This window comes from Embleya sp. NPDC001921, assembly GCF_053594475.1.
Map to the genome: position 1 here is coordinate 1 of NZ_JBSFEO010000046.1, position 18,637 is coordinate 18,637.

An 18,637-nucleotide genomic window follows, 5' to 3' on the forward strand; every position below is an offset into this window, starting at 1 on the left:
ATCAGCTTGGTCATGATGCCGCCCTTGGTCTCGATACCAAGCGACAGCGGCGTCACGTCCAGCAGCAGGACGTCCTTGACCTCACCCTTGAGCACGCCCGCCTGAAGCGCGGCACCCACCGCGACGACCTCGTCCGGGTTCACGCCCTTGTTCGGCTCCTTGCCACCGGTCAACTCGCGCACCAACTCGGTGACGGCCGGCATCCGGGTCGAGCCACCCACCAGGACCACCTGGTCGACCTCGCTCACCGAGATGCCCGCGTCCTCGATCGCCGCGTGGAACGGCCCGCGACAACGCTCCAGGAGATCGACCGTCAACTGCTGGAACTGGGCCCGGGTGAGCTTCTCGTCCAGGTGCAGCGGGCCCTCGGCCGAGGCCGTGATGTAGGGCAGGTTGATCGAGGTCTCCGTCGCGCTGGACAACTCCACCTTGGCCTTCTCCGCCGCCTCGCGCAGCCGCTGGAGGGCCATCTTGTCCTTGGACAGGTCCACACCATGGGCGTTCTTGAACTGCTTGACCAGGTGGTCCATCACCCGCTGGTCCCAGTCGTCGCCGCCCAGGTGGGTGTCGCCGTGCGTCGCCTTGACCTCCACGACGCCTTCGCCGATCTCCAACAGCGACACGTCGAACGTGCCGCCGCCCAGGTCGAACACCAGGATCATCTGGTCGCGCACCTTGTCCAGGCCGTACGCCAGCGCCGCCGCCGTCGGCTCGTTGACGATGCGCAACACCTTCAGACCGGCGATCTCCCCGGCCTCCTTGGTCGCCTGTCGTTGCGCGTCGTCGAAGTACGCCGGCACCGTGACGACCGCGTCGGTGACCTTCTCGCCCAGGTACGCCTCGGCGTCGCGCTTGAGTTTCTGCAGGACCCGTGCCGAGATCTCCTGCGCCGTGTACCGCTTGCCGTCGATGTCGCCGACGTCGGGGAAGTGCCACGTGTTGTCGCCCATGTGCCGCTTCACCGACCGCGCGGTGCGTTCGACGTTGGTCACCGCCTGGCGCTTGGCCACCTCACCGACCAGCACCTCGCCGTTCTTCGCGAACGCCACCACCGACGGCGTCGTCCGCGCTCCTTCCGCGTTCGCGATCACGGTGGGTTCACCGGCCTCCAGAACCGCGACCACCGAATTCGTCGTGCCGAGATCGATACCGACCGGACGTGCCATGAAGACGCTCCTAGAACGTCGAGCGCTCCGGTGGCTCACCCCGCTCCCACGCCCCGGCACCCCGAACGCCGCGACCGCCCCCGACCCACGGGACCGCCACCGGGCTCTCGTGCCTTGCGGCCGTGCGGGTACTACCTCCGGAATATGACCCACACATCCCCATGTCAACCACAACCGGCCCAACCACCCCGCACATCCCACGAACAGTGACCACGACCACACGGTTCGTCGCCGCGAACGCCGCACTTCCAGGGCGTGTCTTCAATCCCCCGTCGGGCTCCGCGGCGTGAGCGCAGCGAGGAGCCCGGAGGGCGGATGCCGTGCATCGGCGTGCCGGAGAAGCGCCCGCATAGGTTCTATTCGGGCGTTTCTCCGGGGCGGCGAGCGCAGCGAGGAGCCCGCAGGGCGGATGCGGTGCCGGGCGTCGTGGAGCTCGGCGGGGGATTGAAGACACGCCCTGGCGGCGGACACCCGCCCGCCCCACCGGCACCGCCGTCGCGTCGCGTCCGCCCGGCGGGTGCGGACCGCCGACGACGGTGCGCGCCCCCGCCCGTCGGGTGAGCGCGCCGTCACCCTTCGGATGCACACCCTGCGGACCCCGCCGGGGTCGACGGCGTCGTGCGGTGGCGGGCCCGCCCGGTGGTCGGGTGCGCCCAGTGGCGGGTACGCCCGGTGGCGGGTACGCCCGGTGGCGGGTACGCCCGGTGGCGGGTGCGTCCAGTGGAGGTCGGCGAGTGTTCATCGCAACGGGCTCGGCAGCGGTGGGTCCGAGGGGATCTGCCGGCAGCGTCCGAGTTCGATCGGTGACCGTCCGGGTCCCGTAACTCCCGTGCGCGCGGTGACGGATGCCGCGTGCCACGACCGAGTCGGAGGTTCGTCCCGATGCGTCGACGTCCCCGCCCGAGCCGCACCGCCACGCGTCGCGCTGTTCGACGCGCAGACCCCGGAGTTCACCGGCACCGCGTACGAACTCCCGCAACCTCCGCACGACAAGGGCGTGCCGTGGGTGGCCGTCGACCCGGCGCGCGGCCGGCTGTACACCGCCGAGTGGACCGGCGTCGCGACGCGTGCCCCCGGGCGGGCGGCCAACCTGGTGGTGGACGGCGGCGGGCCTCGACATAATGCAGGGGCAATCTATTGCACGACGGCGACCCGATGCAGGGACGACTTTCGCGTGGGGCGGGGGTCGCGGGCGATCGCGCGGGCCGGTCCACGGCCGCGGTCGATCGGGCATCGGTCTCATCGACCGTCGTAGGCAAGGAGCGACAACCGTGGTCTTCCCCCTTCCCCGTACGCTCGCGGCCCTGCGGATCGCGCGCGAGGCCGCCCAGATCATCCGCCGTGCCGGGCGGCCCCGGCGGATCCGGCTCAAGTCCTCAGCCGCGGACCTGGTCACCGCGACCGACGTACGGGTGGAGAAACTGGTCCGGGCCTGGCTGAGCAGCCACTACCCGCAGGACGCGGTGGTCGGCGAAGAGGGCGGCGGGCTCGCCGAATTGGACCTGCGCCGACCGACCTGGTTCGTGGATCCGCTCGACGGCACCACCAACTTCGCACACGGACTGCCGCACTACGCGTGCGCCATCGCGTTCTGGGACGGCGAGCGGCTCGCGCTCGGCGTGGTCGCCGACGCGACCCGGCGTCGGACCTACTGGGCCGAGGCCGGCCGGGGCGCCTACGAGGGCCGCAAGCGGCTGCACGTGTCGGACACCCGCACGCTGGGCCGCAGCGTGATCGCCACCGGCTTCCCGCCGTCCCGGGCCACCGACCCGGACAACAACCTGGCCGAGTTCCTGTCCGTGGTCAACGACACCCGCGACGTGCGCCGCCTGGGCTGCGCCGGCATCGACCTGTCCTGGGTGGCGGCGAGCCGCCTCGACGCGTACTGGGAGCAGCGCTGCGGTCCGTGGGACTGGGCCCCGGGCGCGATCCTGGTGCGTGAGGCCGGCGGTCGGGCCACCACGTTCGAGGGCGACGACTGGAAGCCCGGCGACGGGGAGTTGGTGGCCTCCAACGGCGCCATCCACGACCGCCTGCTGCGTTCGTTCGCCCAGGCCAGGGCCGGCGCCGGGCTGCCCAGCCGGCCGATCGCCGCCTGACGCCGCCTGATCGCCGCAGCGAACGGGAGCCGACGGATCGGGCCCGTGCTCGGTGGGCGACCACCGAGCGCGGGCCCGCGACGTGCTCAGCCCTTGCGTTCCCGCTCGGCCCGGGCCAGGTCCATGCGCTCGCGCGCCGCGGTCACCTCCGCTCGCGCCGACACCTGCGGCACCCCCACCTCCCACCACGCGCCGGCCTCGGTCCAGCGATCGGGCCGGGTGCGGACGACCACCACGGCCGGCCCGCGTGCCGCCCGCGCCGCCGCGTACGCCTTCGTCAACTCCTCGACGGTGTCGGCGGTGAACACCTCGGCACCCAGGGCCGCGGCGTGCGCGGCGAAGTCGACCCGCACGTCCGCGGCGGCGCCGGGGCCCCGGCAGTCGGTGATCATGTTGTTGAACGGCGCCGCGCCTTGGCCCTGTTGCAGCCGGGCGATCACCGCGTAGCCGCCGTTGTCGCAGACCACCGCGACGAACCGGTGCCCGGACAGGACCGCCGAGTACAGCTCCGAGTTGAGCATCAGATAGGAGCCGTCACCGAGCAGCGCGGTGACCACGCCCGCCGGCCTGGCCATCGCCGCGCCCCACGCGCCGGCGATCTCGTAGCCCATGCAGGAGAAGCCGTACTCGACGTCCATCGTCGCCGCCCCGACCTCGCCCGAGGCCCGCCAGCCGCCGACCAGTTCGCCGGGCAGCCCGCCGGCGGCGGTGAGTACGTAGTCGTCGGCGCCGGCCAGGGTGTTCACCACGCCGACCACCTGCGCGTACGTCGGCGGCTCGGCCGGGTCGGCGGGCGCCCGCAGCCGGTCGATCGTGGCGTCCCAGGCCCGCCGTTCGCGCTCGGCCCGAGCGGTCCACGCCGGGTCCGCCCGCCATTCGCCCAGCAGTGGCCCGAGTTCGCGCAACGCCTCGCGGGCGTCCCCGGTCACCGGTGCGGCGCGCCGCTTGACCGCGTCGAACCGGGCCGCGTTGATCGACACCAGGCGCGCGTCGGCGGCGAAGACGCTCCAGGACGCGGTGGTGAAGTCCTGGAGACGGGTGCCGACGGCCAGGACCAGGTCGGCGTCGGCGGCGAGCGCGTTGGCCGAGGCCGAGCCGGTCACCCCCAGCGGTCCGGCGTGCAGCGGGTCCTCGTGCGGCAGCAGGGTGCGCCCGGCCACTGTCTCGGCGAACGGGACACCGTGCGCCCGGGCCAGCCGCAACACCTCGCCGGCGGCGCCGGAGTAGCGCACGCCGCCGCCGACCACCAGCAGCGGACGTTCGGCGCCGCGCAACAGGTCCGCCGCGTCCTCGAGTTCGGCCAGATCCGGGCGCGGCCGCCGGATCCGGTGCAGACGCGGCTCGAACAGACTCAGCGGGAAGTCGTACGCCTGCGCCTGCACGTCCTGCGGCAGGGCGAGGGTGACCGGCCCGCAGTCGGCCGGGTCGGTCAGCACCCGGGCCACCTGCGGGAGGGTGGCGATCAACTGTTCGGGGCGGGTGATCCGGTCCCAGTAGCGACTCACCGCGCGGAAGGCGTCGTTGACCGTCGTGCTCGGGTCGTGGAAGTGCTCGACCTGTTGCAACACCGGATCGGGGGCGCGGCTCGCGAACGTGTCGCCGACCAGCAGGAGCAGCGGCAGCCGATTGGCGTGCGCGACGCCCGCGGCGGTGACCATGTTCAGCGCGCCGGGCCCGATCGAGGAGGTGGCGGCGAACACCCGGCGGCGCCCGGTGGCCCGCGCGTACCCGACCGCGGCCAGCGCCATGCCCTGTTCGTTCTGGCCGCGCCAGACCGGCATGCGCTCGCCCGCCTCGTGCAGCGCGTCGCCCAGGCCGAGCACGTTGCCGTGGCCGAAGATGGCGAACACGCCGGGGAACAGTGCGGCCCGGCCGCCGTCGAGGAGTTCGCTCTCCTGCGCCACCATCCAGCGCACCAGGGCCTGGGCGGTGGTCAGCCGTACGGTCGCGCCGGTCGTGGGCGGGCTCATCGGGTTCCTCCGTTCGGCGCGGGCAGCGGGGTCAGCGGGCAGCGGGGGTCGGGTTCGTCCTCGGCCCAACTCGCGCGCATCCAGTGGTGGGCGGGGTCGTCGCAGGCGAGCATCGCGCGCTCGTCGGCCGGACCGGCCATCACGTTGAGGTAGTAGAGGTGGTGCCCGGGGGTGGCCACGCACGGGCCGTGGTAGCCGCGCGGGACCAGGAAGACGTCGCCGTCGCGCACGGTCACCGTCTCGTCGATCGTGCCGTCGGTGGTGTAGGTGCGGTGCAGACCGAAGCCGGTCCGGTCGGGTGTGCGGCCGTCCCGGCCGGCCACCCGGAAGAAGTAGATCTCCTCGTTGACGCTCTCGTGCGCGCTCGCGGTGTCGTGCTTGTGCGGCGGGTGGGAGGACCAGTTGCCGTCCGGGGTGAGGATCTCGCAGACGATCAGTTTGTCCGCCTCGAACGCGTCGGGGGTCATCAGGTTGTTCGCCTGTCGGGTCGCGCGCCCGGCGCCGCGCACCTCGACCGGCACGCCGGCCGCTGGACCGTACGCCGGATCCAGCCGCCGGGTCGCGCGGGCCGAGGCGAGCGCGAGTTGGCAGCCGTGCGCGGCGGACAGCCGCAGTTCGGCGTCGCGCGGCACGTACGCGAAGTCCGACACGGCGGTGAACACGCTTTCGCGTCCGGCCAGTTCGAACCGCCGTCCCTCGGTCTGCACGGTCACCGAGCCGGCCAGCGGGATCACCGCGACCTCGTGCTCCCCGGTCGCCAGGACCCGCTCGCCGCCCGGCGGCAGGTGGATCACCCGCAGGCCGCTGTAGCGCCATCCGGCGAGTTCGGGGGTGATCAGCAGCGGGTCGTCACCGGCGCCGGCGGTGCCCCAGGGGTGGAACAGGGTCGGCTCGTTCACGCGATCACCTCCACCGCGCGCGGATTCGCCGCGCGCAGGACCCGCGCGGCCGCGTCCACCGCGCCGCGCACATCGCCGTCGGGCGGGTAGAGCAGCGCGCGACCGACCACCAGGCCGCGCACGGCCGGTTGGGCGAGCGCGCGCCCCCACGAGGACAGGTCGGCCCGCGGGTCGGCGGACGGCACGCCGCCCAGCACCACGGTGGGCAGGGTGGTCGCGCCGACCACCTTGTCCGGCTCCTCGGTCGCGGGCAGCTTGAGCCAGGTGTAGGCGGACGTGGTGCCCAGCGCCGAGGCCACGGTGACCGCGCGGACGTTCGCGGCGGTGCCGCGATCGAGGATCAGCCGCCCGGAGGCGTCGCGCCGGTACGGCAGCGGCTCGACCATCGCGCGGATGCCGTGCTCGGCCAGTTCGCTCACCGCCCGGGCGCAGCCCTCCAGCGTGGGTATCGTGCCGGCGTCCTGGTCGACGATGCGCAGCAACATCTTGCCGCCGTCGAGCCGATGGCGGCGGATGGCGTCCGCGTCGTAGCCGGTGAAGCGGTCGTCGATCTCCCAGGAGGCGCCGGCCAGCCCGCCCCGGTTCATCGAGCCGATCACCACCTTGTCCTCGAGCGCGCCCAGCAGCAGCAGTTCCTCGATCACGTCGGGGGTGCCCAGGACGCCGTCCACGTCCGGGTGTTCGAGCGCCTGGACCAGCCTGCCGAGCAGGTCGCGCCGATCGGCCATGGCCAGCGGATCGGCGCCCACCCCGAGCGAGCCGCGCCCGGGGTGGTCGGCGGCGACCAGGAAGAGCGTGCCCCGCGCGGAGAGCAGCCGCGGTCGGCGCCGGCGCTCGGCGTACGCCGCGAACACCGCGTCGGGGCGATTCGCCCGGGTCGCCAGCAGGTTGGTCCAGTCGCGGTCGCTGATCACGTTCGGGTCTCCAGCATCGGGTGGTTCACGAGTTTCTCGATTTCCGCGTCGGTGGGCATCGCGTCGGCGCACGCGAGTCGGCCGGCGACCAGCGCCCCGGCGGCGTTGGCGTACTCGGCGATCCGGGTCGGCTCCCAGCCGGCGAGCAGGCCGTGTGCGAGGGCCCCGCCGAAGGCGTCGCCGGCGCCGAGCCCGCACACCACCTCGACCCGGCGCGGGGCGACCGTGGCGCTGCCGTCGGCGGTGGCCACCAGCACGCCGTCGGCGCCCTTCTTGACCAGCACCAGGCGGACACCGCGGTCGAGCAGCCGCCGGGCCGCCTCGTCCGGATCGGCGGTGCCCACCGCGACCTCCACCTCGGTGCGATTGCCCACCACCACCGTGGCCTCGTCGACGAGTTCGCCGATCCGGCGGGCGGCGGTCTCCCGGTCGGGCCAGAACATCGGCCGATAGTCGAGATCGAGCACGGTGTGCGTACGCCGGCCGCGCACGGCGAGCATCCGGCGGTGGGTGCCGCGCGAGGGCTCGGTGCTCACGCCGGTGCCGGTCACCCACAACACCGGCACGTCGCGGACAAGGTCCCACGGCACGTCGTCGTCGGTGAGCGTGAGGTCGGGGGCGACCGGGAGTCGGTAGAACAGCAGCGGCGGATCCTCGGGCGGGTCGAGCGCGCAGAAGACCACCGGGGTGAGCAGCCGTTCGTGCGTGGCCACCCACGCCGGGTCGACGCCGAAGTCGGCCAGCGCGGTGCGCACGAACGTGCCGAAGGGGTCGGGGCCGACCTTGGTCAGCACGGCGGAGCGACGGCCGAGCCGGGCGGCGGCGACCGCCACGTTGGTGGCGGTGCCGCCGAGCGATCTGGCGAAGCTCTCGACGCGGTCGAGCGGGACGCCGCTCTGCTGCGGGTACAGGTCCACGCCCACCCGCCCGACGGTGAGGACCTCGATGCCGGCGCCGGCCGCGGACGCGGGGGCTCGCTCGGGCGCCGTCATGTCTGCGCTCCCGCGCCCAACTCGTGTGCCAGCGCCTCCAGTTCCGCACCGCCGGCCATCTGTCGGGTGAGTTCGGCCAAGGTGATCTCGTCCTTGCCGAAACAACCCTGGCTGCGCCCCCGGTTGAGCAGCAGGAAGCGGTCTCCCACCGGGTAGGCGTGGTGCGGGTTGTGCGTGATGAACACGACGCCCAGACCCCGGTCGCGGGCCCGGGCGATGTAGCGCAGCACCACGCCGGCCTGCTTGACGCCGAGCGCGGCGGTCGGCTCGTCGAGGATCAGCACCTTCGCGCCGAAGTGCACGGCCCGCGCGATGGCCACGCACTGGCGTTCGCCGCCGGAGAGCGTACCCACCGGCTGTTCGACGTCGCGCAGGTCGATGCCCATGTCCAGCAGCGCGCGACGGGCGGTGCTCCGGGCCTGTGCGATGTCGAGCCGGGAGAACGGACCGCGTCCCTTGCGCGGTTCCGAGCCGAGGAAGAAGTTGCGCCACACGCTCATCAGCGGCACCACGGCCAGGTCCTGGTAGACCGTGGCGATGCCCCGATCGAGCGCCTGCCGGGGCGAGGAGAACCGGACCGGCGCGCCCTCCACGAGGTATTCGCCGCTGTCGTTCGCGTGCACGCCGGCCAGGATCTTGATGAAGGTGGACTTGCCCGCGCCGTTGTCGCCCAGGACGCAGGTCACCTCGCCGGCGTCGACCGAGGTGGAGACCTCGTCGAGCGCGATCACGCTGCCGAACCGCTTGCCGACACCGCGCAGTTCGAGCAGGTGCGCGTCGGCGGCGCGGGTGCTCGCCCCGACCCGGGTGGCGCCCGCCGCCTCGACGGCGGCCCCGGTCGCGCCCGGCTCCCGTGCCGCGGCGCTCTCGACGGTGGTCGGCTCTTCGGCCGTCGGGCCGGATTCCGGATTCGTCATCGACGGGACCTCTCCGCGCGGCGCCGGAAGGAGTTGTTGACCAGGACGGCCGCCAGCAACATCACGCCCAGGAAGAGCTGGAACCAGTCGCTGTTCCACTTCGCGTAGACGATGCCCTGACGGGCCATGCCGAAGATCAGCGCGCCCACCGCGGCGCCGATCGCCGATCCGTAGCCGCCGGTGAGCAGGCAACCGCCGATCACCGCGGCGATGATGTACTGGAATTCCAGGCCGATGCCCTGATTGGCCTGGACCGAGGTGTAGCGCAGGATGTTGATCGAGCCGACCAGCCAGGCGGCGCCCGCGGTCGTCATGAACAGCACGATCTTGGTGCGGTCGACCGGGACGCCGACGTTGCGCGCGCTGACCGGCGCGCCGCCCACGGAGTAGATCCAGTTGCCGAACCGGGTCCGCGCGAGCACCCAGGTCGCCAGCGCCGCCAGCAGCAGCCACCACAACACCGAGACCTGGATCTCGGTACCGGCGACGGCCATCGTCGAGGCGAAGAACCGCCCGGCCGACTCGTAGCCGTCGGTGGAGCGCATCCCGCTGACCTGGACGCTGTTCGTCACGTGCCGGGTGACGCCGAGGTTGAGGCCCTGCAGGGCCAGGAACGTGCCCAGCGTGATGATGAAGCTGGGCAGTCCGGTACGCACCACGAGCCAGCCGTTGAGCGCGCCGACCGCGAGCGCGAACACCAGGGACACCGCGAGCGCGGGCCACACCGACCAGCCCGCCCGGGTCGCCAGCATCGCCGTGATGAGCGCGGTCGAGGCGGTCATCACGCCGGCCGACAGGTCGAACTCGCCGCCGATCATCAGCAGCGCCACGGCCACCGCCATGATGCCCAGCGTGGCCGAGTCGTCCAGCCAGGTCGCCGCCCCGGACGCGGTGAAGAACCCGTCGGCGACGATCGAGAAGAAGCACATGACCAGCACGGCGCCGATCAGCGAACCCAGCTCGGGCCGGATCAGCAGCCGGTGCGCGAGGGTGGCGGGCGCGACCCGTTCGTCCTTGCCGGACGCGGTGGGCGGCGCGGCACCGGGTGCGCTGCCGGCGGCGCCGGGCGCGGGGCCCGCCGCCTCGGACGGCATCGAGGGTGTCGAGGGACTCATCGTCATCTGGTCCCCCGCTGCGCGTACTCGGCCACCGCGCCGACGTTGTTCTTGTCGACGAATCCGGGACCGGTCAGTACGGGCTTGCCACCGCCGACGGTGTTGGCGTTGTCCCGGTAGAGCTTGATCATCATCACCGGCAGGTAGCCCTGGAGGTACTGCTGCTGGTCCACCGCGAAGACGATCTTGCCGTCCTTGATCCCGGTGACCACGTCCGGGTTGAGGTCGAAGGTGGCGATCTGCGCCTTGGAGTTCGCGTCGCCCACGGCACCCACCGCGACCGCGGCCACCTGCGGGTTGAGCGCGAGCACGGCGTCGATCGAGGAGTCCGACTGGAGCGCGCCGCGAATGCGGGCCTGGATGTCGGTGGGGTTGCCGATGTCCACCTGGAGGGTCTGCGTCGCACCGCCGAAGCCGGCCTTGGCGCCGTCGCATCTCTGGTTCAGGCCGATGTTGCCCGCCTCGTGGATGACGCACAACATCTTCGTCCGGCCGGCCTGCTTGAGCTTGGCGCCGGCCGCCTCGCCGGCGATCGACTCGTCCTGGCCGACGTGCGCGATCGCGCCGAACTCGGTGGATTTGGCCTGCCCCGAGTTGATGGTGATCACCGGGATGCCCTTGGCGCCGGCCGCCTTGATCGAATTGGCCAGCGCGTCCGGATTGGCCATCGAGACCACGATGCCGCCCACGCCCTGGGTGACCGCGTTGTCGATCAACCGGGCCTGACCGGCCGGGTCGCCGTTGCCCTGGTACTGGACGTCCACGCCCAGCTTCTTGCCCGCGTCCTGGGCGCCGTTCTGGACGACGCTCCAGAACGCGTCCCCCGCCGAGCCGTGGGTGATCACGGCCACGGTGTTGTTGCCCTTGGGCGCGCCGGTCGGGGCGCCGTTGGGGGTGTTCTTGGTATCCGGGTCGCTGCCGGACGGGCTGCTGCACGCGGCGAGGACGAGCGCGGAAACGCCCAGGGCGGCGGCGAATCCGAGAGAACGTCGGGGCATCGATTACTCCTCGTCAAGACGGTGGGCGGTCGGGACGAACGGGTCGCGTCGGGAGTCGGTCCTGGATCGGTACGGGTCGGCGTCGGCGTCGGCGGGTGGACGGCTGCGGCGGGTGCGGGCGGCGATTCGCTGGGGGTGTCGTACCCAGCCGGGCGGCCGGCAAGGGCGCGACGACCCGCCGGCCCCGCGCAACGTGTGGGGGCGAACCGGCGGCGTCAGTTGCCGCGCAGGTGGGCCAGGCCGCGCGCGGTGTCGTGGCGCGGCAGGTCGGCGTCGGCCGGGTCGTCGGTCAGCCGGGTGTCCTGTTCCAGCACGTACCAGCCGCGGTACCCGGCCGTCCGCAGCGACGCGACGATCTCGGCGACCGGGACGTCGCCGTCGCCGAGCGGACGGTACAGGCCCCGCCCGACGGCGTCGGCGTAGGTCAGCGCGCCGGATCGCACCAGCGCGGCGGTGTCCTCGTGGACGTCCTTGAGGTGGACGTGCCCGATGCGTTCGGGGTGCCGGCGGACCAGGTCGAGCGGATCGGTCCCGCCGATCAGCAGGTGACCGGTGTCCAGGCACAGCGGCAGTTCGCTGTCCCGCAGGAAGCGCTCGACCTCCGCGGCGGTCTCCACGTGCGTGCCGACGTGCGGATGCAGCGTGGCGCGCAGGCCGTACGTCCGGGCGATCCGCGCGACGTGGGCGGCCGTGTCGATCAGGCACCGCCACTGGGCGTCGGACAGTTCGGGCCGGGTGTCGTAGCCGTCCAGGCCGGTGGCCGCCGCGAGCACGAGCACCTCGCCACCGGCCGCGGCGATCAACTCGGCCGTACGCTCGGCGCTCGCCGCCGACTCGGCGACGCGGTCGCGCTCGTGCAGCACGAGCGCGGCGAACGAGCCGACCAGGGTGAGGTCGTGGGCTTCCAGGACACCCTTGAGCACCGAGGGGTCGTCCGGGAGGTAGCCGGGTGGGCCGAGTTCGGTGGCGGTCAGGCCGAGGGCGGCCATCTCGCCGAGCACGGTGTCCATGGGCAACACCGGACCCCAGCCGGGCACCTCGCACACTCCCCAGGAGATCGGCGCACCGGCGAGCCGCGGATCGAGCGGGGCCGGGGCGGACGAGGCGGTCGGGGCGGCCGGCGTGGTCGCGGCGGACGGCGTGGTCGGGCTGGTCATCACGCCACCTCCGAGCCGATCGGTGCGACGGGGCCCGCGCTCGCGGCGGCGAGTACGGCGGCCGGGTCGATCGGCCGGCCCTCGCGCCGGGACCGCTCGCACGCGTCGGCCAACACCAGGCTGCCCAGCGAGTCGCCGATCGGGGACGGGTTGGCCATCCGGCCGGCGACCACCTCGACGAACACCCGCATCTCGTTGCCGTACGCGAGGGCGAAGCGCTCGGGGAAGCCGGGGTAGGCGTCGGGACCGGCCTGCGGGCCGTCCGCCTCGAGCGAGGTCACCGGCGTCCGGGGGTCCAGGCCCACCGCGAGCGACTGGGCCGAGCCCAGCACCTCGATCCGGTGGTCGTAGCCCGCCGGGTCGTGCCGGCCGCCGGTGAGCACCGCGTGCGCCCCGCTCGCGAAGCGCAGCACCACGACCGCGTTGTCCACGTCGTCGGCCTTCGCGAACGCCTCGTCCACCAGGACCGAGCCGCTGGCGAACACCTCGACGACCGGTTCGCCGAGCAACCACGGCACCGCGTCCAGGTCGTGGATGAGCAGGTCGCGGAAGATCCCGCCGGACGCGGGCAGGTAGCCGAAATCGGGTGGCGCGGCGTCCTGGCCGACCGCGCGGACCAGGTAGGGCGTACCGGTCTCGCCCGCGTCGAGGCGGCGCTTCAACTCCACCACGGCCGGGTCGAAGCGGCGTTGGAAACCGACCAGGACCGGCACCCCGCTCGCCTCCACATCGGCGATCAGGGCGATCATCGCGGCGATGTCCGAGGCGATCGGCTTCTCGCACAGGGTCGGGACGCCGGCGGCCACGGTCCGCCGCAACATCTGCGGGTGGGTGTCGGTCGGGGTCGCCACCACGACCCCGTCGACCTCGGCGAGCAGGGTTTCCAGGTCACCGACCGCCTCGGCGCCGAGTTCCCGGGCGAGGGCGTCCGCGCGACCCGGCTGCGGGTCGAACAGGACGAGCTTGTCGACCGTCTCCAGGCTCGTGAGGTTCCGCGCGTGCATCGCGCCGATCCGCCCCACACCTGCGACTCCGATACGCATCAGATTCATTTCTCCCGTGGACAGTGGACAGTGGGCGGGTGGCCGCGAGTGGGCCGCCGAGCGGGTTGTCGGCGGCCGACCGGCGGCCGGCTCGTTCGACGAGCGGAATCCCGGAGCCTTCGGATTGGAGCGCTCCACTTTTGGAGCGCTCCAATCCGGGAACGCCCCAAGACTGATACCCGCCGTCCGAGCGTGTCAAGAGTCACTCGTAACGTTCGCTTAACGCCGCCGAAACCCGTGAATCGATGGGCAATACAGCCACTCGGCCGATCGGTGCGGGCCACCCGCGCCGGACCCGGGCCGCACCCCTGTGGAGCGCTCCATTCTTTGGAGCGCTCCATCCGTGTAATCTCGGTTCCACGGCTGTCGGTCGTCGGGTCGCGGTGTGGCCGACGGCCCGGTCGCGCGGTCGCCGAGGTGCGGCAGCGCGTGGGGTGGGGTCGCGGAGGTGCGGGTCGCGGATCCACCGTGTCGTCGTACGCGTCGCATCGGCGAACGTCGAACCCCCGGGTCGGCGAAGAGCCGATCGCCGCGGTGTCGAACGATCCGACCGACGGCTCCGCATCGGGAGAAAGGTGAGCATCAGTGTCCGGTCCCACCCTCGAGGACGTCGCCGCCCGCGCCGGGGTTTCCCGCTCGCTCGTGTCGCTGGTGATGCGCGACTCGCCCAAGGTCAGCGAGGCCCGCCGGCAGGCCGTCCTGGCCGCCGCCCGCGAGTTGGGCTACCGCCCCAACCTCAACGCCCGCACCCTGGCCACCGGCAGCAGCAGCACGCTCGGCGTGATGATCTCGGATCTGCACAACCCGTACTTCGCCGAGGTGGTCGACGGCGTCGAGGCCGCCGCGCACGCCTGCGGCATGGACATCATCCTGGGCACCGGCGGACGCCGCCCCGCGCACGAACGCCGCAGTCTGGAACGCCTGCTGCAATTCCACCCCGCCGGCCTGGTCCTGCTCGGCCCGGTCGTGGAGACCGCCGCGATCGAGGACGCCGGCGCCCAGGTGCCCACCGTGCTGGTGGCCCGGAGCGTCCGGTCCGCCCGGGTGGACACCGTCAACGACGACGGTGCCACCGGATCGGCCCTGGCCGTCGAACACCTGGCCGCGCTCGGCCATCGCGACATCGTGCACGTGGACGGCGGCGCCGGCTCCCAGGCCGCGGTCCGCCGCCGCGGCTACGAACAGGCCATGGAACGCCTGGCGTTGCACCGCCACCTGTGCGTCGTGCCGAGCGAATACACCGACACGGGCGGTGCCCGGGCCGCGCGGGACCTGCTGGAGGGCGACACCCTGCCGACCGCCATCGTCGCCGCCAACGACTTCAACGCGGTGGGCATCATCGGCGAACTGTCCGCGTCCGGCGTGCGGGTGCCCCAGGACGTCTCGGTGGTCGGCTACGACAACACCCACCTGGCCGGCCTGCGACACATCGGCCTGACCACGATCAACCAGCCGCGCGAGGAGATGGGCCGACTGGCCACCGAAACCCTCCTGCAACGCCTGCGCGGCGAACGCACCAAGGCCGCCCGCCACCTGCTCCACCCGGAACTGGTGATCCGCACCAGCACGGCCCCACCCCGCTGCCCCTGACCCGCCCGCCCCACGACCGGCACCACACCGCTCGGGCGTTGATCGGACCGGCCGCCTCGCTCAGGCGTTGAGTTGATCGTCCGTTCGCCTCGCTCAGGCGTTGATCGGACCGGTCGCCTCGCTCAGCGACCTGCCGGTGCGCCCGTCGAGGACCGCGAGGATCTCCGCGCACACCGCCAGTGCCGTCTCGGCCGGGGTGCGGGCGCCCAGTTCGAGGCCGATCGGCCCGTGCACCGACTCCACCCGGGCCTTGGGTACGCCCGCCGCCAGGAGCCGTTCGGCCCGCCGCCCCTGGGTGCGGCGCGAGCCCAGGGCGCCCACGTACGGCACCCCGGCGCCCAGGGCGGCGCTCAGCACCGGGACGTCGACGTCCGCGTCGTGGCTCAACATCACCAGGCACACCGAGTCCGGGTGCTCGGCGACGCAGCGCAGTGCCGGGTCCGCGTCCCGCGCGGCGGTCGCCATCCAGCCGAGCAGCCGCCCCTGGGCGACGAGCAGGGTCACCAGCTCCCCGCTCCCGACGATCAGCAGGCGCGGTACCGGCGGAGCGACCTCGATCAGCGTCAGCCCGCCCTCCGTGTACCGCACGTCGCGCCCGGCCCGGTGCCGCCGCAACATCCCGACCGCGTGCTCGACCGCCGACGGATCGACCGGCCCCTCCGGGACGACCACGCCGTCCGCCGTGGCGACCACCGACGTACAGCGTGCGCCCGTCTCGTCCAATCCGGTGATCAGTGCCGCGCCCTCCCCGCGCGACAGCAGCTCCCACCACTGCCGCGGCACCGAGTCGAGCGGCTGCAGGAGCACCTCGGCCTGACCGCCACACGTCAGGCCCGCGTCGGCCGCCTCACGGTCGTGGATCGCGACCGGGCAGATCCAGGACGACCCGTGCAACGGCGCCCGCGACGCCTCGTCGCCGAGGTGGGCGTCGAACGCCCCCTGGTACAGCGACCCGACCGCATCGCTGCCCCCGTCCACAAGCAGCGCATCGTACGGACGCCGGGGCCCGAAGCCCTGCTCGGTCACCGCCCGAACCAACAGCCCCGGCCGCCCCTCCGCGACCCACCGCAGCGCGCTCTCCGCCAACTCCCGCATCGCCGACCCCTCTCGCCCGCCCAGCCCGCACGGCCCACCGCCGCACCGCAGGCACCCAGGATAGAAGTCGGCATCCGCCGGCAGGGCCATATGAAATCCTCGGCATATGCAAGCCGAATATCATATCAACCTCGCATCTGCCACGCATTTTCGGGATCGCAGTCACTCGGCCGCGAGGCCCAGTCCGTAGAGGTTCAGCATGCGGTCGCTCCTGTTCAACCACGCCGAGTAGCGCAGATCATCGAGCGGTAGGTCATGCGCGCGCAGGGTGTCCACCAGCAGCCGGGCGGCAGGCTCGGCGTCCCGGGGCCGAGGCTGTGGGACATCGAGTTCGTGGAAGTCGACCTCGGGGCGGGGGACCAGATGATTGATCTCGGCGTCGGTGAGTCTGATCGTCATGGCCGAAGACCCCAACGACGACGATCGACGCCCCGGGAGCCTCGCGTGCGACCCACCACACGCTCCCGGGGCGGCGCCGACGCGAGGCACGGGCGCGTACCGCCGACGATCAGCGATAGAAACGCGAAATGCTCCGCAGGGCGCATGCCGGCTTCGTGCCGCCGTCGATCTCGATGGTTCCGTCCACGGTGATCTGTACACCGTCGCCCGCCACGGCCTCGACGTCGGCGACCCGGGCGGTCAGCCGGATCCGGGCGCCGGCCGGGACGGGAGCGGGGAAGCGCACCTTGTCGAGGCCGTAGTTGACCTTGGTGGTGACGCCCTCGACCTCCAACAACTCGCCGAAGGCCGGGATGAACAGCGCCAGCGTGAGGTAGCCGTGTGCGATGGGACCGCCGAACGGCCCGGTCGCGGCACGGGCGACGTCCACGTGGATCCACTGGTGGTCGTCGGTGGCGTCGGCGAACGTGTCGATGCGTTCCTGCGTGACGTCGATCCAGGCACTGGCGCCCAGATCCTTGCCTGCCAGGGTGGCGAGTTCGTCGAAGTGCACGATCAGGGTCACGGGTTGCTCCATCGGTTGTCGGTGACCCGGCGAAAGCCGGAGTCCGGATCGGGAGGAAGTGCGGGCGCGACAGCGCGAACCGGCGGCGGAAGGAAGGAAGGAGGAGGGCAAGGAAGGCGAACCCCGCCGGGAGATGAGGCGCTTCAGCGGTCCGCGGCGGAGTCGCCCCCGCCGCGCAGCTCGGCCTTGAGCACCTTGCCGGCGGCGTTGCGAGGCAGCACGGGCAGTACGTGGACGGCCTTGGGCAGCTTGTACCGGGCCAGTCGGCCGTCGAGAAAGCTCAGGATGTCGTCCCCGCCGGCACTCGCTCCCGGCCGCAACACCACCGTTGCGTGCGGGACTTCGCCCCAGCGGGCGTCGGGGACACCGTAGACGGCGCACTCGGCGACGTCCGGGTGGCCGGCGATGGCGTTCTCCACCTCGGCCGGGTAGACGTTCTCGCCACCCGAGATGATCATGTCCTTGATCCGGTCGACGATGGTGACGTGACCGTCCTCGTCGGTACGGGCGGCGTCACCGGTGCGCAACCAGCCGTCCGTGAACGCGTCGGCGCTCTCGCGCGGCAGGCCCCAGTAGCCGGGCATCACGTTGGGGCCGCGTACGACGACCTCGCCGACCTCGCCGGGAGCGGCCTCGGTCAGGTCCGGGCGCGCGACGCGCACGTCGGTGAAGAAGTGCGGGACTCCAGCGGATCCGGCCTTGTCGACGGCGTGTTCGGCGGCCAGGAACAGCGTTCCCGGCGCGGCCTCGGTCATCCCGTAGCCCTGGCAGAAGTTCAGGCCGCGCCGTTGGTAGGCGGTGATCAGCGCCGGGGGCACGGGTGCGCCACCACAGTTGAGCAGCCGCAGCGAGGACAGGTCCGCGTCGACCCAGCGCGGCGCGTCGGCCAGTTGCCGGAACATCGCCGGCACGCCGAACATCACGGTCACCCGGTGCCGGGCGATCGCGTCGAACGTGGCGTCCACGTCGAAGCGTTCGGCGAGCACACAGGCCCCTCCCTTGAGCAGCACGGGCAGCGCGAGCATGTTCAGCGCGGCGGTGTGGAACAGCGGCGCGGACACCAACGCGACCTCGTCCGCGGCCAGATCCTGGTCGATCAGGACGTTGAAGCTGTTCCAGGTGATGTTGCCGTGGGTGAGCACGGCGCCCTTGGGTCGGCCCGTGGTGCCGGAGGTGTACATGATCATGCACGGGTCGTCCAACGTCCCCGGCGCGTCGTCGAGTTCGGCGTCCAGGTCGCCCGGGAGCGAATCCGTCGCCGCCAGTCGGGCCAGTGGCAGCGGCGTCGGCGAGCCCGGTGCGGTGGGCAGTTCGCGCACCAGCGCGTCGTGAGTGGGCGCGTGCACGAGCACCCGCGCACCGCAATCGGCGAGTTGGTAGGCGATCTCCGATACGGTCAGGCGGGTGTTCAGCGGTACGAACACCGCGCCCAGCCGGCCGGTCGCGAACAGCGTCTCCAGGAACGTTGGGTGATTGGGTCCCAGATAGGCGACCCGGTCGCCGGGCCGTACCCCGTGTCGCTCGCGCAGGGTGGCGGCGATCGCGCGGGTACGGGCGTGTAGTTCGGCGTAGCTGTGCCGAACGGGCCGGCCGTCCGGACCCTGGTGGACGAGTGCGGTGCGGTCCGGACTCCTGCGGGCGCGGCGCGCGGTCCACGAACCCAGTCCTTGGTTGCGCGCGGTGTGGCGCACGGTTCCCCCTGAGAGGTGAGGGCCGGT

Annotated in this window: 16 protein-coding genes; 2 read left to right on the forward strand and 14 right to left on the reverse strand. The window is 72.6% G+C overall.

All coding sequences use genetic code 11. The features are described 5' to 3' along the window. The coding region (gene dnaK, locus ACWCPW_RS39365) for a molecular chaperone DnaK (protein ID WP_449766400.1) at positions 1 to 1,166 on the reverse strand (1,166 nt) is incomplete at its 3' end. A gap of 1,271 nt (positions 1,167 to 2,437) precedes the next feature. Here dnaK and ACWCPW_RS39370 point away from each other — a divergent pair. Continuing rightward, positions 2,438 to 3,265: an inositol monophosphatase family protein gene (locus tag ACWCPW_RS39370; protein ID WP_449766401.1), complete on the forward strand. Its 828-nt coding sequence runs from the start codon at positions 2,438 to 2,440 to the stop codon at positions 3,263 to 3,265. Positions 3,266 to 3,351: 86 nt separating this feature from the next. Here ACWCPW_RS39370 and iolD read toward each other — a convergent pair whose 3' ends face one another. From iolD to ACWCPW_RS39415, 9 genes are all read right to left on the reverse strand, one after another. Next, positions 3,352 to 5,235 (reverse strand): 3D-(3,5/4)-trihydroxycyclohexane-1,2-dione acylhydrolase (decyclizing), encoded by a 1,884-nt coding sequence (iolD, locus tag ACWCPW_RS39375; RefSeq protein ID WP_449766402.1) that lies wholly within the window; start codon positions 5,233 to 5,235, stop codon positions 3,352 to 3,354. Then, positions 5,232 to 6,134 carry a 5-deoxy-glucuronate isomerase gene (iolB, locus tag ACWCPW_RS39380; RefSeq protein ID WP_449766403.1) on the reverse strand — a complete coding sequence of 301 codons (903 nt, stop codon included), beginning with the start codon at positions 6,132 to 6,134 and terminating at the stop codon, positions 5,232 to 5,234. Before iolB ends, iolD begins: the two co-directional genes overlap by 4 nt. Further along, on the reverse strand, positions 6,131 to 7,048 hold the full coding sequence (locus ACWCPW_RS39385; RefSeq protein ID WP_449766404.1) for a Cgl0159 family (beta/alpha)8-fold protein: 918 nt from the start codon (positions 7,046 to 7,048) through the stop codon (positions 6,131 to 6,133). The genes iolB and ACWCPW_RS39385 overlap by 4 nt, the downstream gene beginning before the upstream one ends. After that, positions 7,045 to 8,040: a 5-dehydro-2-deoxygluconokinase gene (gene iolC, locus ACWCPW_RS39390; protein ID WP_449766405.1), complete on the reverse strand. Its 996-nt coding sequence runs from the start codon at positions 8,038 to 8,040 to the stop codon at positions 7,045 to 7,047. The genes ACWCPW_RS39385 and iolC overlap by 4 nt, the downstream gene beginning before the upstream one ends. Then, positions 8,037 to 8,957, reverse strand: a complete 921-nt coding sequence (locus tag ACWCPW_RS39395) for an ATP-binding cassette domain-containing protein (protein ID WP_449766406.1) — start codon at positions 8,955 to 8,957, stop codon at positions 8,037 to 8,039. Before ACWCPW_RS39395 ends, iolC begins: the two co-directional genes overlap by 4 nt. Beyond that, complete coding sequence (locus ACWCPW_RS39400; RefSeq protein WP_449766407.1) at positions 8,954 to 10,078, reverse strand: ABC transporter permease; 1,125 nt, start codon at positions 10,076 to 10,078, stop codon at positions 8,954 to 8,956. Before ACWCPW_RS39400 ends, ACWCPW_RS39395 begins: the two co-directional genes overlap by 4 nt. Continuing rightward, positions 10,075 to 11,070, reverse strand: coding sequence for a sugar ABC transporter substrate-binding protein (locus ACWCPW_RS39405; protein WP_449766408.1), 996 nt, complete (start codon positions 11,068 to 11,070; stop codon positions 10,075 to 10,077). Before ACWCPW_RS39405 ends, ACWCPW_RS39400 begins: the two co-directional genes overlap by 4 nt. Positions 11,071 to 11,285: 215 nt before the next feature. Continuing rightward, positions 11,286 to 12,227, reverse strand: a complete 942-nt coding sequence (locus ACWCPW_RS39410) for a TIM barrel protein (protein ID WP_449766409.1) — start codon at positions 12,225 to 12,227, stop codon at positions 11,286 to 11,288. Further along, positions 12,227 to 13,279 (reverse strand): Gfo/Idh/MocA family protein, encoded by a 1,053-nt coding sequence (locus ACWCPW_RS39415; RefSeq protein ID WP_449766410.1) that lies wholly within the window; start codon positions 13,277 to 13,279, stop codon positions 12,227 to 12,229. Before ACWCPW_RS39415 ends, ACWCPW_RS39410 begins: the two co-directional genes overlap by 1 nt. Before the next feature lie 576 nt (positions 13,280 to 13,855). Between ACWCPW_RS39415 and ACWCPW_RS39420 the strand changes: the two genes are divergently transcribed. Further along, complete coding sequence (locus ACWCPW_RS39420) at positions 13,856 to 14,860, forward strand: LacI family DNA-binding transcriptional regulator (RefSeq protein ID WP_449766411.1); 1,005 nt, start codon at positions 13,856 to 13,858, stop codon at positions 14,858 to 14,860. A gap of 93 nt (positions 14,861 to 14,953) precedes the next feature. On the opposite strand, the gene ACWCPW_RS39425 is transcribed toward ACWCPW_RS39420, so the two are convergent. The 4 genes from ACWCPW_RS39425 to ACWCPW_RS39440 form a co-directional block, all read right to left on the reverse strand. Beyond that, the gene (locus ACWCPW_RS39425) at positions 14,954 to 15,955 is read right to left on the reverse strand and encodes an XdhC family protein (protein WP_449766412.1); all 1,002 of its coding nucleotides are present in this window, start codon (positions 15,953 to 15,955) and stop codon (positions 14,954 to 14,956) included. A gap of 162 nt (positions 15,956 to 16,117) precedes the next feature. Continuing rightward, complete coding sequence (locus ACWCPW_RS39430) at positions 16,118 to 16,354, reverse strand: hypothetical protein (protein ID WP_449766413.1); 237 nt, start codon at positions 16,352 to 16,354, stop codon at positions 16,118 to 16,120. Between the two features lie 109 nt (positions 16,355 to 16,463). Further along, the gene (locus ACWCPW_RS39435; protein ID WP_449766414.1) at positions 16,464 to 16,931 is read right to left on the reverse strand and encodes a MaoC family dehydratase; all 468 of its coding nucleotides are present in this window, start codon (positions 16,929 to 16,931) and stop codon (positions 16,464 to 16,466) included. Between the two features lie 131 nt (positions 16,932 to 17,062). Continuing rightward, the gene (locus tag ACWCPW_RS39440) at positions 17,063 to 18,610 is read right to left on the reverse strand and encodes an acyl-CoA synthetase (RefSeq protein WP_449766415.1); all 1,548 of its coding nucleotides are present in this window, start codon (positions 18,608 to 18,610) and stop codon (positions 17,063 to 17,065) included. Positions 18,611 to 18,637: the final 27 nt, after the last annotated feature.